This is a genomic window from Arthrobacter mangrovi (assembly GCF_026011795.1).
Lineage (GTDB): Bacteria > Actinomycetota > Actinomycetes > Actinomycetales > Micrococcaceae > Crystallibacter > Crystallibacter mangrovi.
The window spans coordinates 96,019-111,084 of sequence record NZ_BRVS01000012.1 but is presented as its reverse complement, the minus strand read 5'-3'; the positions used below and the strand labels follow the sequence as shown (position 1 = coordinate 111,084).

General features: G+C 69.4%; 15 protein-coding genes. 8 read left to right on the top strand and 7 right to left on the bottom strand.

The features are described 5' to 3' along the window. The first annotated feature begins 198 nt into the window (after positions 1–198). A complete protein-coding gene (locus AHIS1636_RS12770) occupies positions 199–411 on the top strand; it encodes a hypothetical protein (protein ID WP_264796211.1) in 213 nt (70 codons plus the stop codon). Between the two features lie 168 nt (positions 412–579). On the opposite strand, the gene AHIS1636_RS12765 is transcribed toward AHIS1636_RS12770, so the two are convergent. From AHIS1636_RS12765 to AHIS1636_RS12745, 5 genes are read right to left on the bottom strand one after another with little or no spacing between them, the layout of a single operon-like run. Beyond that, the gene (locus AHIS1636_RS12765; RefSeq protein WP_264796210.1) at positions 580–858 is read right to left on the bottom strand and encodes an HPr family phosphocarrier protein; all 279 of its coding nucleotides are present in this window, start codon (positions 856–858) and stop codon (positions 580–582) included. A gap of 15 nt (positions 859–873) precedes the next feature. Further along, entirely contained in the window at positions 874–2,559 is a 1,686-nt protein-coding gene (locus AHIS1636_RS12760) for a phosphoenolpyruvate--protein phosphotransferase (protein ID WP_264796209.1), read from the bottom strand. Positions 2,560–2,603: 44 nt separating this feature from the next. Beyond that, a complete protein-coding gene (locus AHIS1636_RS12755) occupies positions 2,604–4,667 on the bottom strand; it encodes a PTS fructose transporter subunit IIABC (protein ID WP_264796208.1) in 2,064 nt (687 codons plus the stop codon). Positions 4,668–4,679: 12 nt separating this feature from the next. Then, entirely contained in the window at positions 4,680–5,666 is a 987-nt protein-coding gene (locus AHIS1636_RS12750; RefSeq protein WP_264796207.1) for a 1-phosphofructokinase family hexose kinase, read from the bottom strand. Then, positions 5,663–6,445 (bottom strand): DeoR/GlpR family DNA-binding transcription regulator, encoded by a 783-nt coding sequence (locus tag AHIS1636_RS12745; RefSeq protein ID WP_264796206.1) that lies wholly within the window; start codon positions 6,443–6,445, stop codon positions 5,663–5,665. The genes AHIS1636_RS12750 and AHIS1636_RS12745 overlap by 4 nt, the downstream gene beginning before the upstream one ends. A 157-nt stretch (positions 6,446–6,602) precedes the next feature. Between AHIS1636_RS12745 and AHIS1636_RS12740 the strand changes: the two genes are divergently transcribed. Together AHIS1636_RS12740 and AHIS1636_RS12735 are read left to right on the top strand one after the other, a co-directional pair. Continuing rightward, positions 6,603–7,004, top strand: coding sequence for a hypothetical protein (locus tag AHIS1636_RS12740; protein WP_264796205.1), 402 nt, complete (start codon positions 6,603–6,605; stop codon positions 7,002–7,004). 48 nt (positions 7,005–7,052) lie between these two features. Beyond that, complete coding sequence (locus AHIS1636_RS12735; RefSeq protein ID WP_264796204.1) at positions 7,053–7,676, top strand: alpha/beta hydrolase; 624 nt, start codon at positions 7,053–7,055, stop codon at positions 7,674–7,676. Positions 7,677–7,750: 74 nt separating this feature from the next. Here the strand turns inward: AHIS1636_RS12735 and AHIS1636_RS12730 are convergent, their stop codons facing one another. Beyond that, complete coding sequence (locus AHIS1636_RS12730; protein WP_264796203.1) at positions 7,751–8,002, bottom strand: DUF6458 family protein; 252 nt, start codon at positions 8,000–8,002, stop codon at positions 7,751–7,753. Between the two features lie 183 nt (positions 8,003–8,185). Here AHIS1636_RS12730 and AHIS1636_RS12725 point away from each other — a divergent pair, with 183 nt between their 5' ends. Then, complete coding sequence (locus AHIS1636_RS12725; protein WP_264796202.1) at positions 8,186–9,094, top strand: hypothetical protein; 909 nt, start codon at positions 8,186–8,188, stop codon at positions 9,092–9,094. Positions 9,095–9,249: 155 nt separating this feature from the next. Here the strand turns inward: AHIS1636_RS12725 and AHIS1636_RS12720 are convergent, their stop codons facing one another. Further along, positions 9,250–10,530, bottom strand: a complete 1,281-nt coding sequence (locus AHIS1636_RS12720; protein ID WP_264796201.1) for a DUF445 domain-containing protein — start codon at positions 10,528–10,530, stop codon at positions 9,250–9,252. Positions 10,531–10,631: 101 nt separating this feature from the next. Here AHIS1636_RS12720 and AHIS1636_RS12715 point away from each other — a divergent pair, with 101 nt between their 5' ends. The 4 genes from AHIS1636_RS12715 (at position 10,632) to AHIS1636_RS12700 (ending at position 14,964) form a co-directional block, all read left to right on the top strand. Then, positions 10,632–11,504, top strand: a complete 873-nt coding sequence (locus AHIS1636_RS12715) for a glycerophosphodiester phosphodiesterase family protein (RefSeq protein ID WP_264796200.1) — start codon at positions 10,632–10,634, stop codon at positions 11,502–11,504. Between the two features lie 122 nt (positions 11,505–11,626). After that, on the top strand, positions 11,627–13,831 hold the full coding sequence (locus AHIS1636_RS12710; RefSeq protein ID WP_264796199.1) for a glycoside hydrolase family 15 protein: 2,205 nt from the start codon (positions 11,627–11,629) through the stop codon (positions 13,829–13,831). Positions 13,832–13,849: 18 nt separating this feature from the next. Beyond that, the gene (locus tag AHIS1636_RS12705) at positions 13,850–14,656 is read left to right on the top strand and encodes an AzlC family ABC transporter permease (protein WP_264796198.1); all 807 of its coding nucleotides are present in this window, start codon (positions 13,850–13,852) and stop codon (positions 14,654–14,656) included. Continuing rightward, positions 14,653–14,964 carry an AzlD domain-containing protein gene (locus AHIS1636_RS12700; protein ID WP_264796197.1) on the top strand — a complete coding sequence of 104 codons (312 nt, stop codon included), beginning with the start codon at positions 14,653–14,655 and terminating at the stop codon, positions 14,962–14,964. Before AHIS1636_RS12705 ends, AHIS1636_RS12700 begins: the two co-directional genes overlap by 4 nt. Positions 14,965–15,066 lie beyond the last annotated feature (102 nt).

Sequence of the window (15,066 nt, the reverse complement as noted above, 5' to 3'; positions counted from 1 at the left end):
GGAACACTGATTTTCGAGTAATCCGCGCGTCGCCCCGCCGCGGCGCCCGTCAGATGCCAGCTCAAAATCCCGCCTGCCGAGGCTGTGCCTTGCGAGTCGTTCCCGCGCCTTCCATGCCTGAACCGACCCGACTTCCGCCGTCACTGGCGCCGGCGCCAGGCACCTTCTCCGCGGAGCATCCACGATTCGGAGGAAACCATGACCACCGCTGATAAGAACAAGGACCTGCACGTCCATCTGGCCCCGTCGGCGGCCGCCAAGCTGAGCAGCGAACAGCAGAAGCGGCTCGACGAGGCCCGCGCCGCCAGGAAACCGGGTGACCTGCCCGGCTGGCACAGCATCGGCAACGGCCACAAGCCGACCCATGCGAGCAGCCGCCAAGGCCGCGGCGAGAAGCAGGTCCGCTGGTAGCGCACGGGCCTAGCGATGTCCGTCGGCGGCGCGGCCGGCCCGGCCGAGTGCACCCGATCCGCGGACTTCTCCAATAAGCAAGGGCTCCCCCGGACGGCAGGTCCGGGGGAGCCCTTGGTTTGTGCTGCGGCTGCCGGCCGGCAGGCACGCCGCGTGTAGCGCCGGCTGCTACTCGGCGTCGTGGTCCGTCTCGAGCACCTGCGCGAGGGACTCGAGGGCTGCGTCCGCGCCCTCGCCCTCGGCGCGCAGGACCACCTTGGCGCCGTATTCGGCGCCCAGGCCCATCAGCGACAGGATGCTCGAGGCATCCAGGGCCTCGTCTGCCGGCGTGCCCTCGAGGCCGATGGTGACCTCGACGGGCTGTTCGGCGGCGGCTTCGGCGAAGATGGCGGCGGGGCGGGCGTGCAGGCCGACGCGGCTGGCGACGGTGGCGATACGTTCGGGCATGGTTGTCTCCTTTGGTTAGAGTCCGAGGGTTTCGAGCATGGGCAGGTTGGCGCGGACCTTGGCCTTGGCGGTTTCGGCCGAGTCCGCGGTGACGGCCAGCCGGGCGGCCTCCTTGGCCTGCTCCAGCGTGACCGTCTTGAGCAGGGCGGCGACGCCGGACAGCGCCCGGGCGTTCATCGAGAGCGAGTTCACGCCCAGTCCCACCAGTACGACGGCGAGGGCCGGGTCCGCGGCCGCCTCACCGCAGACACCTACGGGCTTGGGCGGCTGGTGGGTGGCGGCGGCGCCGTCCACGGTGGCCTTGATCAGCTGGAGCACGGCCGGCTGCCAGGGATCCGTCAGCTCGGCCAGCGGCCCCAGTTGGCGGTCCGCTGCCATCGTGTACTGCGTCAGGTCGTTGGTGCCGATCGAGGCGAAGTCCACCGCCTCGAGGATGGCACCCGCGGTCAGGGCCGCGGACGGCACCTCCACCATCACGCCGGGGGTCTTCAGCCCGGCAGCCTCGCACAGCCCGGCGAAGTGCGCCGCCTCGGAGGCGGCCGAGATCATCGGGGCCATGACCCAGACCTCGGCCTCGCTCTGGCCGGCGGCCGCGGCGATGGCTTCCAGTTGGCGCTGCAGCACGCCCGGGTGCGCCTTGTCCGTCCGGTATCCGCGGACTCCCAGCGCCGGGTTCGGCTCCGTGGCATCGGTCAGGAAGGGCAGCGGCTTGTCAGCGCCGGCATCCAGCGTGCGCACCACGACCTTCTTGCCCGGGAAGGCATCGAAGACGGCCTTGTAGGCGGCGGACTGTTCCTCGAAGGACGGTTCCTCGTCGCGGTTCAGGAAGCAGAACTCGGTGCGCAGCAGCCCCACCCCTTCGGCTCCGGCTGCGGCCGCGGCCAGCGCGCCCTCTCCGTCCCCGACGTTGGAGAGCAGCGGTACCAACCGGCCGTCCGCCGTCGTACCCGTGCCGTCGAAGGCGGGCAGCGCCCCGCGGGCCGCATACGCCGCGGCCGCGGTGCGCTCGGTCTCCCCGGGTTCGGGCACCACGAGGCCGGCCGAACCGTCCACGAACACTTCGGTGCCGGAGGGGATGGACGTGACGCCTTCGGCGGCGACCACGGCGGGCAGGCCGAGCGCGCGGGCGAGGATGGCCGTGTGCGACTGCGGCCCGCCGCCGGCGGTGACCAGCGCGATGACCTTGGCCGGGTCCAGCGTGGCCGTGTCGGCCGGTGCCAGGTCGTCGGCCGCCAGGATGAACGGGACATCCGAATCGGGGATGCCCGGCGCCGGGACGCCGCGCAGTTCCGCCACGATCCGGGCCCGCACATCCAGCACGTCCGCCGCGCGTTCGGCCATGTAGCCGCCGAGCGCCTTCAGCTGCGCCGCCACCTGCTCGGCCGCCTCCCAGACAGCCCGCTCGGTGCTGCGGCCGGCCGCCAGGAGCTTGGCGGCGGACTTCAGCAGCATCGGGTCGGCTGCCATCAGCGCGGTGGCCTTGAGGACTTCGGCGGCATCGCCGCTGGCGTTGGCGGCGCGGGCCTTCAGCCCGGCCTGGACGGCCTTGGCCGCGGTCTTCAGCCGCTCGGTCTCGGCTTCGATGCTCGCTTCCGCCGGCAGGCCGACGGCGGCATCGGGCTCGGGGACTGCGGGCGGCATCTGCAGCACGGGGCCGATGACGCGGCCCGGGCTGACGCCTGCTCCGGTGATGCTGCTCATTGGGTACCTCACTGTCGAATTCCTGCTTTTCCGGACGCGGCGGGTCAGGCGGGCACGGCGGCCGGTTCGGCGGCGGCCTGCTTGCGGACGGCGTAGCGCTTCAGTGCGACGACGGCCAGGGCGGAGATGATCGTTCCCACCACGATAGCCAAGAGGAACATCGGCAGGTTGCCGATGGCGAAGAAAACGAACAACCCGCCGTGGGGCGCCTGCGAGGTGACGCCGGTTGCCATGCAGATGGCGCCGGTGACGGCACCGCCGACCATGCTGGCCGGGATCACGCGCAGCGGGTCGGCCGCGGCGAACGGGATCGCACCCTCGGAGATGAAGGAGGCGCCCAGCAGCCAGGCTGCCTTGCCGTTTTCGCGCTCCGCGAGGGAGAACCGCTTGCGGTCGAGCACGGTGGCCAGGGCCATCGCCAGCGGCGGGACCATGCCGGCAGCCATGACGGCGGCCATGATCATCCAGGGCGCCTGGTTGGTGGCGGAACCGGCGCCGAGGCCGGCGACGGCGAAGGAATAGGCCACCTTGTTCACCGGGCCGCCGAGGTCGAAGCACATCATCAGGCCGAGGATGATACCCAGGATCGCCGCGGACGTGCCGGTCAGGCCGGACAGCCACGTGTTCAGCCCGGCGGTCAGCGCCGCGATGGGTCCGCCGATGAAGAGGAACATGGCACCGGAGGCCACGATCGAGGCCAGCAGCGGGATGATGACCACGGGCATCAGGCCGCGCAGCCAGCGCGGTGCAGCCAGCGTCGTGAGCCAGTAGGCGAAGAATCCGGCGATCAGGCCGCCGACCATGCCGCCGAGGAAGCCGCCGCCCATGAACAGCGCGACGGCGCCGGCGGTGAAGCCCGGGGCGATGCCCGGCCGGTCAGCCAGGGCATAGGCGATGTAGCCGGCCAGTGCCGGGACCAGGAAGCCCATGGAAAGCTGGCCGATCTTGAACAGCACCGCGCCCAGGTAGGTCAGCACGCCGCCCTCGGGCAGGTTGAACAGGCTGTTCTCCAGCACCACCTTGTCCGCCACGTTGGTGATGTCGTACCCGCCGAGCAGGAAGCCCAGCGCGATGAGCAGGCCACCGCCGGCAACGAAGGGAATCATGTAGCTGACGCCGGTGAGCAGCGCACGCTTGAGCTTGCCGCCGAAGCTTTCGCCGCCGCCCGCGCCGGCATGCTCGGAGATATCGGCGGTGGCGCTGACGCGGCGGGCGTTGGGGTTGTCCGCCGCCGCCAGGGCTTCGCGGATCATCACGTCCGGCTCATCGATGGCGCGCTTGACCGGAGACTGGATCACCGGCTTGCCAGCGAAGCGCTCCTTCTCGCGCACGTCGACGTCGACGGCGAAGATGACTGCGTCCGCGGCGCTGATGACCGCGGGGTCCAGCGGGGTGGCGCCGGCCGAGCCCTGCGTCTCGACCTGGAGATCGATCCCTGCCTCCTTGGCGGAGGCCACCAGCGAGTCGGCGGCCATGTAGGTATGGGCGATGCCGGTCGGGCAGGCGGTCACGGCGACCAGGGTCTTCTGCGCGGACGGTGCGGTCCGGGCCGGTTCCGGCTCGGCCGCGGCTGCGGCTGCGGCGGGAGCCGCTGCGGCAGGTCCGGGGCCGGCGGCCGTGCTGCCGGTTCCAGCGGCGGCGGTGGCCGGGGCCTTCTCCGGGTAGACGGCGCCCTCGACCAGGGCCACGATTTCGGCCGGCGAGGCCGCCGAACGCAGCGCGGCGGTGAAGTCCTTCTTCACCAGCGAGCGGGCCAGCTTGGACAGCAGCTGCAGGTGCTCCTTGTCCGCGCCTTCCGGGGCGGCGATGAAGAAGACCAGGTCGGCGGGGCCGTCCTTGGCGCCGAAGTCGGCGCGCGGCTCGAGCCGTGCCATGGCGAGCGTCGGCTCCAGCACCGCTGTGGAGCGGCAGTGCGGGATGGCGATGCCGCCGGGCACGCCCGTGGCGGTCTTCTGCTCGCGGGCTACGGCGTCGGCGTAGAGCCCCTCGAAGGCAGCGGCGCGGCCCGTGTCGACCACGCGCTGGGCAAGGTGCCGGATGACTTTCTCGCTGGTGGTGCCGAGGTTCTCGTCAAGGGTGACGAGCTGTTCGGTGATGAGCTGGGACATGTGTCTTCCTTGTTAGCGTGAAGCTGCCGGCGGGAGCTGGACAGCCAGTGCGGTGACGACGACGGAGCCGGGCTTCGTCTGTTCAAGTGAGGGCAGGGTGGTTCCGGGCAGGGAAGCGGCGGCGGCGCCGTGCGCGACGGCCTGCCGGAGGCAGTCGGCAGGGGCGTCCCCTCGGGTGGCCGCCAGGAGGTAGCCGGCCAGGGAGGAATCCCCGGCCCCGACGGTGCTGCGGGCAGCCACCGGCGGATGGACCGCGGACCAGGCGCCGTCCCGGGTCACCAGCACGGCGCCTTTCGCGCCGAGGGTCGCCAGGACGGCCTCGGTTCCCCGGTCGAGCAGGACCTCCGCGGTGGCGGCGGCCAGCTCCGGCGACGCTTCCAGTTCGGCCTCGCTGTGCAGGCCGGCCAGTTCGGCCAGCTCCTCGGCGTTGGGCTTCACCAGGTCCGGGGCGGATTCGAAGCTGGCCGCATAGACCTGGCGCAGCGGTTCCCCCGAGGTGTCGACGGCGATGCGCGGGGCGGCCACGCCGAGCTCGGTGCGGACCTTGGCGGCCAGGGTCGCGTAGAAGTCGGCGGGGACGCCCGGCGGCAGGGAACCGGCCAGGACCAGCCAGTCCGCACCCGAGCACTGGGCCACGACGGCGTCCGCCAGCCGGTCCTGCTGCTGCCGGTTGAGGAGCGGGCCGGGTTCGTTGACTTTGGTGGTGGTCCCGTCCGGCTCCGTCAGCGTGATGTTGCTGCGCAGGGGCTGGCCGATGGGCAGGGCCAGATGGGCCAGGCCGGCCTGGCGAAGGCCGGCGACCACCGGATCTTCCGGGTCTCCGGGGAGGACGGCGAGGCTCTCCGCGCCCGAGGCCGCCAGGGCCCGGGACACGTTGACGCCCTTCCCCGCCGCCTGCTGCGAGGCCGAGGCCGCACGCTGGACGCTGCCACGGGAGAGCGGGCCGGTCAGTTCGACCGTCCTGTCCAGGCTCGGATTGGCTGTCAGTGTGATGATCATGCGACCACGACCTCAACGTCGGCTTGTTCAAGCGCCGCGGCGAGGGGGCCCGCAGGTTCTTTGTCCGTGATCAAGGTGTCGATTTCCTCCAGCCCGGCAAAACGCACCAGGGTTTCCTCGTCCAGCTTGCTGGAATCGATAAGCGCTACGACCCGGCGGGCCGAGCGGACGATGGCGGTCTTGACCGCCGCTTCGAGCGGATCCGGTGTGCTTAGCCCGAAGCTGGCATGGATCCCGTTGGCACCGATGAAGGCGATGTCCGGGCGCAAGGCGGCGAACCGCTCCAGGGTGGTGGCACCGATGCCAGCGCTGGTGAGTCCGCGGACGCGCCCGCCAACCATCTCGAGCTGGAGCTGCGAGCCGGTGGAGATCCGGTAGGCGATGGGCACGGCGTGGGTGATCACCAGCAGGTCGTCGTGGCGGCCGTCCGGTTCCGACGTCAGCAGTTCGGCGAGCAGCTCCGTGGTGGTGCCGGCGTCGATCACGGCGGAGGCGGCCCCGGCCGGCACCAGGGCCAGGGCCTGGCGGGCGATGCGCAGCTTTTCGTCGTGCCGCTGCAGCTGGCGCGTGTCCAGGCTTTGTTCGCTGGTGCTGGCCTTGTGCACGGCCACGGCGCCGCCGTGCACCCGGCGCAGCTGGCTCAGCTCCTCCAGCATGGCGAGGTCCCGCCGGACGGTCTCCTTGGTGATGTCGAACTTGTCCGCCAGCTCGCCCACCGTAACGCGCCCCTGGGCGTCGACCAGGGCTCCGATCAGGCGGTGGCGTTCAGCGGCGAACATGTCTCTCCAGGTGCTTCCGTCAGGCTTTTGCGATGTTGTGACCCGAGTCACTCGCGTGTTTGTTTTGATGACTTTATCTGCGTTTCCCTCTCCAAGTCAACACAAAAAAAGACAAAACAAAAAAATCGGGGGTCGGAGCCCGGGCTACGGTAGCTGTATGAGGCCCGATGAGCGCAGACTGATGTGGCTGCAGGCGGTAAACGTCCTGCTCGCGGCGATTGCCGGCGTCGTTCTGGTTGTTGGGATCGACCAGGGTTCGGCGGCGTTGATGGGCGTGCCGCCGGACCTGGTCCTGGGTGGATACGGTGCCGTGCTGATGATCGGTGTGGCCGCGGTGGTGCTCATGTTCGCGGCCATGGCCTTCCGCGGGATGGCCCGCGGGGAGCGGTATGCCCCGCTGTTCGCCATGCTCGGCTGGGCGCTGCTGTGGTTTCCGCTCGAGCTGGCGCTGTCGGTCCTGGTGCCCGGCAGTCCCGCGGCACAGTTCGCGGCGACGGCCGTCAGCGGGCTCGGGGTGGTGGTCTCGCTCGCCGTCCTGGGCAGTACGAAACCGCGCTGAGTGTCCGGTGCGCGGAGGATGATTGGAGGCGGGTGGTAGAAGTGGTGCATGGAAACCGCCGCCTGGTCCCGCCCCGCCGAAGAGCGGGCCGGCACCGACTTGCTGGTCATGATCCACGGCTACGGTTCCTCCGAAGAGCGGTTGCTGCCGCTGTTCGAGGTGCTGCCGCCCAACGTCACGGGCGTGGCGCCGCGGGGCCATTTCGACGTCGGCGGCAAGCACGGGTGGTTCCTGCTTGATCCGTTCCTGACCTCGGACTTCGCCGAGGTGGTCGGTTCGGCGAACCGGGTATTCGAATGGCTGGATCCGATTCTCGACGCCGGCAGTTTCCGCAGCGTGAGCCTGCTCGGCTTCTCGCAGGGGATGGCGATGGCGACCACGCTGCTGCGGTTGCGTCCCGCAGCCTTTCGCGCCGCCGTCGGGCTCTCCGGCTTTGTGCTGGACCACGACCTGCTGGCCCTGACCGACGAGCTGGACGGCAGCCTGCCCTTCTTCTGGGGCCGCGACGCCGACGATGTGGTGATCCACGGGGACGCGATCCGGTATTCGGCCGAGTGGCTGGAGGCGCACACTCGGCTCACCGCGAGGACCTATCCGGGCATGGGGCACAACATCGGCGCGGAGGAAATGCGCGACGTCGGCATTTTCCTTCGCGTCTACCTGGGGCAGTGAGTCCGGCCGGGGGAGCCCCGTCCCGTGACAAGCCCGTGCCGTGACGAACAGGTGCGGTTGGAGTCCGCGTGCGGTCAGAGGCCGGTGTCGCGGATGTCGTCCCGGCGAACGGTTTCTCCGGTTCGCGGATCGTTGAGCTGGCGGCTTTCGGTCACGCGGCGCCGGCTGGTACCCGCCATCACGACGGAGATGATCAGGCCGAGGGCGCCCACGCCCATCAGGATCCAGCCGACCAGCGTCAGGTCGACGAAGTCCACGACATCGGCGACGGCAAACGCCAGAATTGCGCCGATGGCGATCAGGGCTATCGATGATCCAATCCTCATGGCAACTGCTCCTTCTCCGGGCCGGTAGGGCGCAATCGCGGCCCGACCTGCTGTGATGTCGGCGGTTCCGTACGTGCTCAGCATACTTATCTTGGTTGCCGGTGGCGATGATTGGGCGTTTTCGGCTTTGCCGGGGGCCCGTGTTCTAGGGTTGATCTCGTCAGGCACGAACGAAGGAGACGCATGGCCAGGAAATTCAATCCGGCAGTAAGGATGGCGGCGGGTACGGCGTTCGATGCGAAGGGCAACCCGAAGCCGCATGTGACCAACGCGATCATGAAGGCGCTGGATGTCCAGCGGCCCCTGGTGCTGGCCAACCTGAACCGGCTGCGGCGAAAGTACCCGGAGGCGTCGCCCGCGGAACTGTCCGCAATGCTGGAGAAGCATTATCTGCGGACCGTGACCGGCGGCGGCGCGGCAGTAGGCGGTTCCGCGCTGGTGCCCGGCGTCAGCACGGTCGCCGCCCTCGGCCTGTCGGCGGTCGCGACCATGGGCTTCCTCGAGGCCACGGCCCTTTATGCGCAGTCGATCGCCGAACTGCACGGCGTCCACCTCGACGACCCGGACCGCGCGCGCACCATGGTCATGGCCATTCTCATGGGCGAAGAGGGCCTTGCGCTGCTCCGCGACCTGGTGGGCCAGGCCGGAGGCAAGAAGCAAAGCCAACCCTGGGGCAACCTCGTCGGTACGAGCATGCCCTCCGGAATGGTCGGAACCGTGCTGGACAGCATGCGCCGGCGCTTCCTGAAGAAGATCCTTGCCAAACAGGGCACCGCAATGCTGGGCCGCGCCGTGCCCTTCGGCATTGGCGCCGTGGTGGGCGGCGTCGGCAACCACTTCATGGCCCGAAGGGTCATCTCCGCCACGCAGGAGGCCTTCGGCGAGCCGCCGCTGGCGCTGCCGATGGGGCTGGTGGAGGAGCTGGCGCAGAAGCGGCACTACATCCCGCGTCGGCATCACGAGCTCGCGGCCGGCGCTGGCGGGGCCGCGGCCGGCGGGACCCGGGGCTTCGCGGGTGCCGGGGATGCCGACGGCGGCGGGGGCGCCTCGGCCACCGGGGCTGTGGAGGACCGGGAAGTGTCCGGCGACTGACCTCTCACTGCGGCGGCGTGCCCGGGCCGCTCCGTTTCGGAACCTTGCTCCGGTTCGAGGTGGATCCTGGTAGCCAAAGTGGACCGTTGCGGGCAGAGCCGGGTCATGAGCCGGGCCGCCGGTTGTGCAGGGTCGTGGGTTCGTGGCCGAGACAGCTAGCCGAAGATGGCGTGGGCGATGGTGAAGATGACCAGGCCGGCGAGGGAGCCGACGACGGTGCCGTTGATCCGGATGAACTGCAGGTCGCGGCCCACCTGGAGTTCGATCTTCCGGGAGGTTTCCTCGGCGTCCCAGCGCTCCACGGTTTCGGTGATCACACCGGCGATCTGCGAGCGGTAGGTGCGCACGAGGTAGCCGGCGGCTTCCTCGATCCAGCCGTCCACCTTGGCGGCGAGGTCCGCATCGTTGGCCAGGCGGTGGCCGAAATCGCGGACGGCGGCGGTGAATTTCAGGCTGAGTTCGCTCTGCGGGTCATCGACCGCCTGCAGCATGGCCCGTTTGATGGTTTCCCAGGTGCGGGCGGCGAGCTGGCGGACCTCCGGATCGCCGAGGGCATTGTTCTTCAGGTGCTCGACGCGGGCGATCATGTCCGGATCGTGCTGCAGGTCCTGCGCGAGCGACTGGAGGTAGACGTCCAGCTGGCGGCGGACCTGATGGTCGGGGTCGTCCTGGATGGACACGATGAAGCGGTACAGCTCCATGTGGACCTTGTCGCCCATCAGCGAGTCCACGAACGACGGCACCCAGGTGGGGGAGCGGTCCGCAACCAGGCGGGATACGGTTTCCTGGTTATCCAGCACCCAATCGGCGGCGCGGTCCAGCAGCAAATCCACGAGCTTCAGGTGGTGGCCGTCGTCGAGCACGCGCTGGGCGAGTTTGCCCAGCGGCGGACCCCATTCCGGGGCGAGCAGGTGCCGGCGGGCCATGGATTCAATGACGTCCTGGACGTCTTCGTCATTGAGCACCAGCATTGCGGCGCGGATAGCGGCCGCTCCCTCCCGGGCCACCCGGTCGGCATTCCGCGGTTGCTCCAGCCAGGCGCCGGTGCGTGCCGATACGCCCAGCGAGGCAATCTTGGCCTTGACCACTTCTTCGGAGAGGAAGTTGTCTTCGACGAAGCCGCCGAGGCTCGCGCCGATCTGGTCCTTCTTGCGCGGGATGATCGCGGTATGCGGGATCTTCAGGCCCAGGGGATGCCGGAACAAGGCGGTGACGGCGAACCAGTCGGCGAGGGCACCGACCATGCCGCCCTCGGCGGCGGCGCGCACATACTCCAGCCACGGGTAGCGGTCCTGGAGGGCGAAGGCGACGAGGAAGATCGCCGCCATGGCCAACAGCAGGCCCCCGGCAATGCGCTTCATTTGCCGCAGTCCGGCGGCACGCTCGGCGTCGGTCAGAGCCCGCACACCGCCGTCGTACTTCACCTCAGTGGCCATCCGTCCTCCGTCTGCAAATTCGAGTCTTCGTCACAGTAAGTTAACCAGTCCGTCAGCGTACGCAGGGTCCGCTTCCCCATTTGGCGGGTAGCGTGAAACCCATGAAGCACAAGATCTTCGCGCACCGCGGCTCGAGTGCCCGGTTCGCCGAAAATACGCGGGCAGCCTACCTTCAGGCTATTGCGGACGGCGCCGACGGAATCGAGTGCGACATCCATTTAACGGCCGACATGAAGCTGATCTGCTTCCATGATTTCGATTTGGACCGCACCTCCAGCGGCACCGGCCATGTCGCCGACCATACGCTTGATGAGCTGCTGCGGCTGGATGTTTCGTCCTGGCGCGGAGCGTCGATACCGCCCGAATACGGCGGGATCGCGGACCAGCTGATGACGCTGGACGCCTTGGTCGACCTGATGCGGGCCGCGGGCCGTCCGCTGGAGCTGGCCGTGGAACTCAAGCACCCGAGCCCCTTCGGCCAGACCCTCGAAGACGAACTGCTGAAGTACCTGATGGCCGAGGGCTGGGAGCCCGAGTCCTCCCGGCTGGACAACATCACCATCTCCTTCATGAGCTTCCATCCCGACGCCATCAAGCATCTGGGCGACCACGTGCCGATGGAGCATTTGTGCCAGCTGGTCGACGACATTGAAGCCGAGGAGATCCGCGGCAGCCTGTTCATGGGCAAGCTCACGGCCGGAGCCGTGGTGGCGCTCCTGCGCCGGGCCCTATCCGAAGGCGAGCAACTCATCGACGACGGCAGCGTGGGACTGGCCGGCCCGGGCATCGATTACGTCCGCGCGCACCGCCCGGTCATCGAACGCTGGCTGGCGGCCGGCCGCCGCTTCCGGGTCTGGACCGTCGACGATCCCAAGGACGTGCAGCTGTGCCGTGACCTGGGCATCCAGGAGATCACGACGAACCGGCCGGCGCAGGTCCGGAGACTGCTGGAGGCCGCGAGGCTGAGCGCCTGATCGCCGCCGGGCATGTAGCCGGAGCCGGTTCCAGGACCGGCCGCAGACCCCTGCGTCACTAGGCACATTACAGTTCGGCGGCCCGCGTAGCGGACCGGGTCCAGCTGTGATTGAGTTGGTAAATGGCCTCTCCGATCGAGGATTATGCGCTGCTGTCGGACCTGCATACCGCGGCGCTTGTGTCTCGGAACGGGAGCATGGACTGGCTGTGCTTCCCGCGGTTCGATTCCGACTCGACCTTCGGCGCCCTGCTCGGCACGCCGGAGCATGGCCGCTGGCTGCTGGCCCCGGACGGCGCGCACGAAGGGGCCACCGAGCCGCTGGGCACGGGCCCGGCCGGCGACGCGACCGGCGGACCGCCGCAGGCGCAGGCGGAGAACGGGCAGCAGCTGCCTGCGGATACGGCGGCCAGCGGCGCGGATACCCCGGATCGGGACGCGGCCGCCAGCGGCACCGAGACGCCGTCCCGCGACATGGTCTCGGACGCCAAGGCCACAGAAGGGGGAACCGCCACCGAGCAGGTGTCGCACGACGAAGCCCACGGAGGTCCCGCCGTCGTAAATCCCGCCGGCGCCCCGGACCGGCAGGGCAACACCAGGGACCCGCGCGAAGGCCACGGCCGGTCGGCGCGCTCGGAGCAGAGCAGCGGCCGGGCCACCGGCGCGGATGACGCCGCCGAGGCCGAACTCAAGCGCAGCCGCGGAGCCCCCGTAGTCGTCGAACGCAGCTACCTGCAGTCGACCTTCGTGCTGCGCACCTGCTGGCAGACCTCCACCGGAGAGGTCACGATCACCGAGTTCATGCCCGTGGGGGACCGCCGGGCGTCGGTGGTGCGCCGGGTGGAATGCACCTCCGGCCACGTGACCATCCATCAGGAAATCGTGATCCGTTTTGGCTACGCGGAGGCCATTCCCTGGGTCTACCGGGTCAACGACGAGGACACCGGCGCCGAATCCATTGTCGCCATGGCGGGCCCGGATGCCGTCGTGATGCACGGTTCCAAGCTGCCGATGGCCGAGGACCGCCGGCACCGCGGGGACTTTACCCTGCAGGCGGGCGAGACCGCGGATTTCGAGCTGTGCTGGTTCCCGTCGCACCGCAAGGTTCCGCCGATGTGCGATGTGGAGCAGCAGCTCAAGGACAGCGTGGCCTACTGGCGCGACTGGTGCTCGCGCTTTCCGCCGCAGGGCGAGTACCACGAAATGGTCAAGCGCTCGCTGCTGGTCCTGCGCGCGATGACGCACGAGAGCACCGGCGGGATCGTGGCCGCGCCCACCACCTCGCTTCCGGAACAGTTCGGCGGCGAGCGGAACTGGGACTACCGCTTTGTCTGGCTGCGCGATGCCGCGCTGACGCTGGAATCCATGATGACGCACGGCTACGAGCGGGAGGCGCTGGAATGGCGCAACTGGCTGCTCCGGGCCGTCGCCGGAGATCCGGAGGACCTGCAGATCATGTACGGGCTGGCCGGGGAACGGCTGCTGATCGAGCGCGAGCTGGACCAGTTCCCCGGCTATCTGGATTCCGCCCCGGTGCGGATCGGCAACGGCGCCATGTGCCAGTACCAGGGGGACGTGATCGGCGAGGTCATGGTGGTTCTGGAGAAGCTGCGCAACCTCGGCCAGCAGGAGGACCACTTCTCCTGGCCGCTGCAGAAATCGCTGCTGCACTACACGGAGAGGCATTTCTTCGACCGCGACCACGGCATATGGGAGATGCGCGGGGAAAAGAAGTACTTCACGCATTCCCGCGCGATGATGTGGGCGGCCTTCGACCGCGGCGTCCGCGCGGTGCAGGACCATGGGCTGGAAGGCGAGGACGGGCACTGGGCGCGGCTGCGCGACGAGCTGCGCGAGGAGATCATGGAGCACGGCTTCAATCAGGAGATCAACTCGTTCACGCAGTCCTACGGGTCCAGCGAGGTGGACGCGTCCCTCCTGGTGCTCGCGCAGGTGGGTTTCGTGAAGTACGACGACGACCTCATGCTGGGCACCGTGGCGCGCCTCGAGCAGGAGCTAATGGATGAATCGGGACTGTTGAGGCGCTACCGCACCGAGGCAGGCATGGACGGCCTGTCGCCGGGCGAGTACCCCTTCCTCGCGTGCTCCTTCTGGCTGGTGGAGCAGTATGCGCAGACCGGGCGGATCGAGGATGCCCGCCGGCTGATGGACCAGCTGGTGGGATACGCGAACGAACTGGGGCTGCTTTCGGAGGAGTACGACACGGCCAACGAGCGGATGGCCGGCAACTACCCGCAGGCGTTCTCGCACCTGGCCCTGATCCGGGCGGCTGACGCCATCAACGGGCACGCGCAGCAGGCCTTGTAGCCCGACTAGGCTGGAGGGGTGAAAATCCTGCAGTCTCCGGCGGTCAAGGTGGGCCTGTCCATCTCCATAGCTACCGGCCTCTACGGGATTTCCTTCGGTGCCCTCTCGGTGGCCTCCGGCCTGGACCTCTGGCAGACCATGGCGCTGAGCCTGCTGCTGTTCAGCGGCGGGTCCCAGTTCGCCTTCATCGGCGTGGTCAGCGGCGGCGGGACGGGCCTCGCCGCGATGAGCGCCTCAGCCTTGCTCGGCATCCGCAACGGGATCTACGGCATGCAGATGAACGCCCTCGTGGGCCCGCGCGGCTGGCGAAAGCTGCCGGCAGCCCATGTCACCATCGACGAATCCACCGCCACGGCATCCGGCCAGGTCGATCCGCTCGAGCAACGGCGCGGCTTTTGGACCGCCGGCGTGGGCATCTTCCTGCTCTGGAACGTCTTCACCGCGGTCGGCGCGCTCGCCGGCAACGCGCTGGGGGACCCCAAGGCGTGGGGGCTGGACGGGGCCGCCGTCGCGGCGTTCCTGGCCCTGCTCTGGCCACGGCTCAAAGGCAAGGAGCCGGTGGCCATCGCCGTGGTCTGCGCGCTGGCCACCCTGCTGGCCGTGCCGTTCGTGCCCACCGGCGTTCCCATCCTGGTGGCCGCCGCCGTGGCCGCGGCGATCGGCTGGTTCACCCACAAGCCCGTCCCCGAAGGGCTGGCGCCGGACATCGAGCCCTACCCCGAGCCGTACTCCGAGCATGATGGCGCCCACATGCAGCTGCCGGACGCGGACACCCGCAGGGGAGCCGACCGTCCGGACCGTCCGACGGAGAGAGGGGGAGCATGAGCCTCTGGTTCTGGATCCTCGCGGCCTGCGTGATCTCCTACGCCACCAAGTTCGCCGGCTACCTCGTGCCGGCAAAGTGGATGAAGAACGAGCGGATGTCCCGCATCGCCGCCACGCTGACCATCGGCCTGCTCGCCTCGCTCACCGTGGTCAACGCCTTTTCCAGTGGGCAGCAACTCACTCTCGATGCGCGGGTCGGGGCGCTGCTCGCCGCCGCCGCCGCGCTCCTGCTGCGCGCCCCGTTCCTCGTCGTCGTCATCGCCGGCGCCGCGGCGGCCGCCCTGCTCCGGCTCGCCGGGTGGGGCTAGTTCACCGCTAGGGCTGGTTCGCCAGTAGGCTGATTCGCCACCGGGGCAGCGCCGCCCGGCGCGCCTGCTCTGCCCGTGTAGGCTGGCTGGCGTGACGCAGCA

Excerpts from the sequence above, each read along its gene's own strand:
- AHIS1636_RS12730 (WP_264796203.1), bottom strand. The coding sequence starts at position 8,002 with ATGAGGATTGGATCATCGATAGCCCTGATCGCCATCGGCGCAATTCTG.
- AHIS1636_RS12745 (WP_264796206.1), bottom strand. The coding sequence starts at position 6,445 with ATGTTCGCCGCTGAACGCCACCGCCTGATCGGAGCCCTGGTCGACGCC.
- AHIS1636_RS12770 (WP_264796211.1), top strand. The coding sequence starts at position 199 with ATGACCACCGCTGATAAGAACAAGGACCTGCACGTCCATCTGGCCCCG.
- AHIS1636_RS12760 (WP_264796209.1), bottom strand. The coding sequence starts at position 2,559 with ATGAGCAGCATCACCGGAGCAGGCGTCAGCCCGGGCCGCGTCATCGGC.
- AHIS1636_RS12750 (WP_264796207.1), bottom strand. The coding sequence starts at position 5,666 with ATGATCATCACACTGACAGCCAATCCGAGCCTGGACAGGACGGTCGAA.
- AHIS1636_RS12700 (WP_264796197.1), top strand. The coding sequence starts at position 14,653 with ATGAGCCTCTGGTTCTGGATCCTCGCGGCCTGCGTGATCTCCTACGCC.
- AHIS1636_RS12725 (WP_264796202.1), top strand. The coding sequence starts at position 8,186 with ATGGCCAGGAAATTCAATCCGGCAGTAAGGATGGCGGCGGGTACGGCG.
- AHIS1636_RS12720 (WP_264796201.1), bottom strand. The coding sequence starts at position 10,530 with ATGGCCACTGAGGTGAAGTACGACGGCGGTGTGCGGGCTCTGACCGAC.
- AHIS1636_RS12710 (WP_264796199.1), top strand. The coding sequence starts at position 11,627 with ATGGCCTCTCCGATCGAGGATTATGCGCTGCTGTCGGACCTGCATACC.
- AHIS1636_RS12740 (WP_264796205.1), top strand. The coding sequence starts at position 6,603 with ATGAGGCCCGATGAGCGCAGACTGATGTGGCTGCAGGCGGTAAACGTC.
- AHIS1636_RS12735 (WP_264796204.1), top strand. The coding sequence starts at position 7,053 with ATGGAAACCGCCGCCTGGTCCCGCCCCGCCGAAGAGCGGGCCGGCACC.
- AHIS1636_RS12765 (WP_264796210.1), bottom strand. The coding sequence starts at position 858 with ATGCCCGAACGTATCGCCACCGTCGCCAGCCGCGTCGGCCTGCACGCC.
- AHIS1636_RS12755 (WP_264796208.1), bottom strand. The coding sequence starts at position 4,667 with ATGTCCCAGCTCATCACCGAACAGCTCGTCACCCTTGACGAGAACCTC.
- AHIS1636_RS12715 (WP_264796200.1), top strand. The coding sequence starts at position 10,632 with ATGAAGCACAAGATCTTCGCGCACCGCGGCTCGAGTGCCCGGTTCGCC.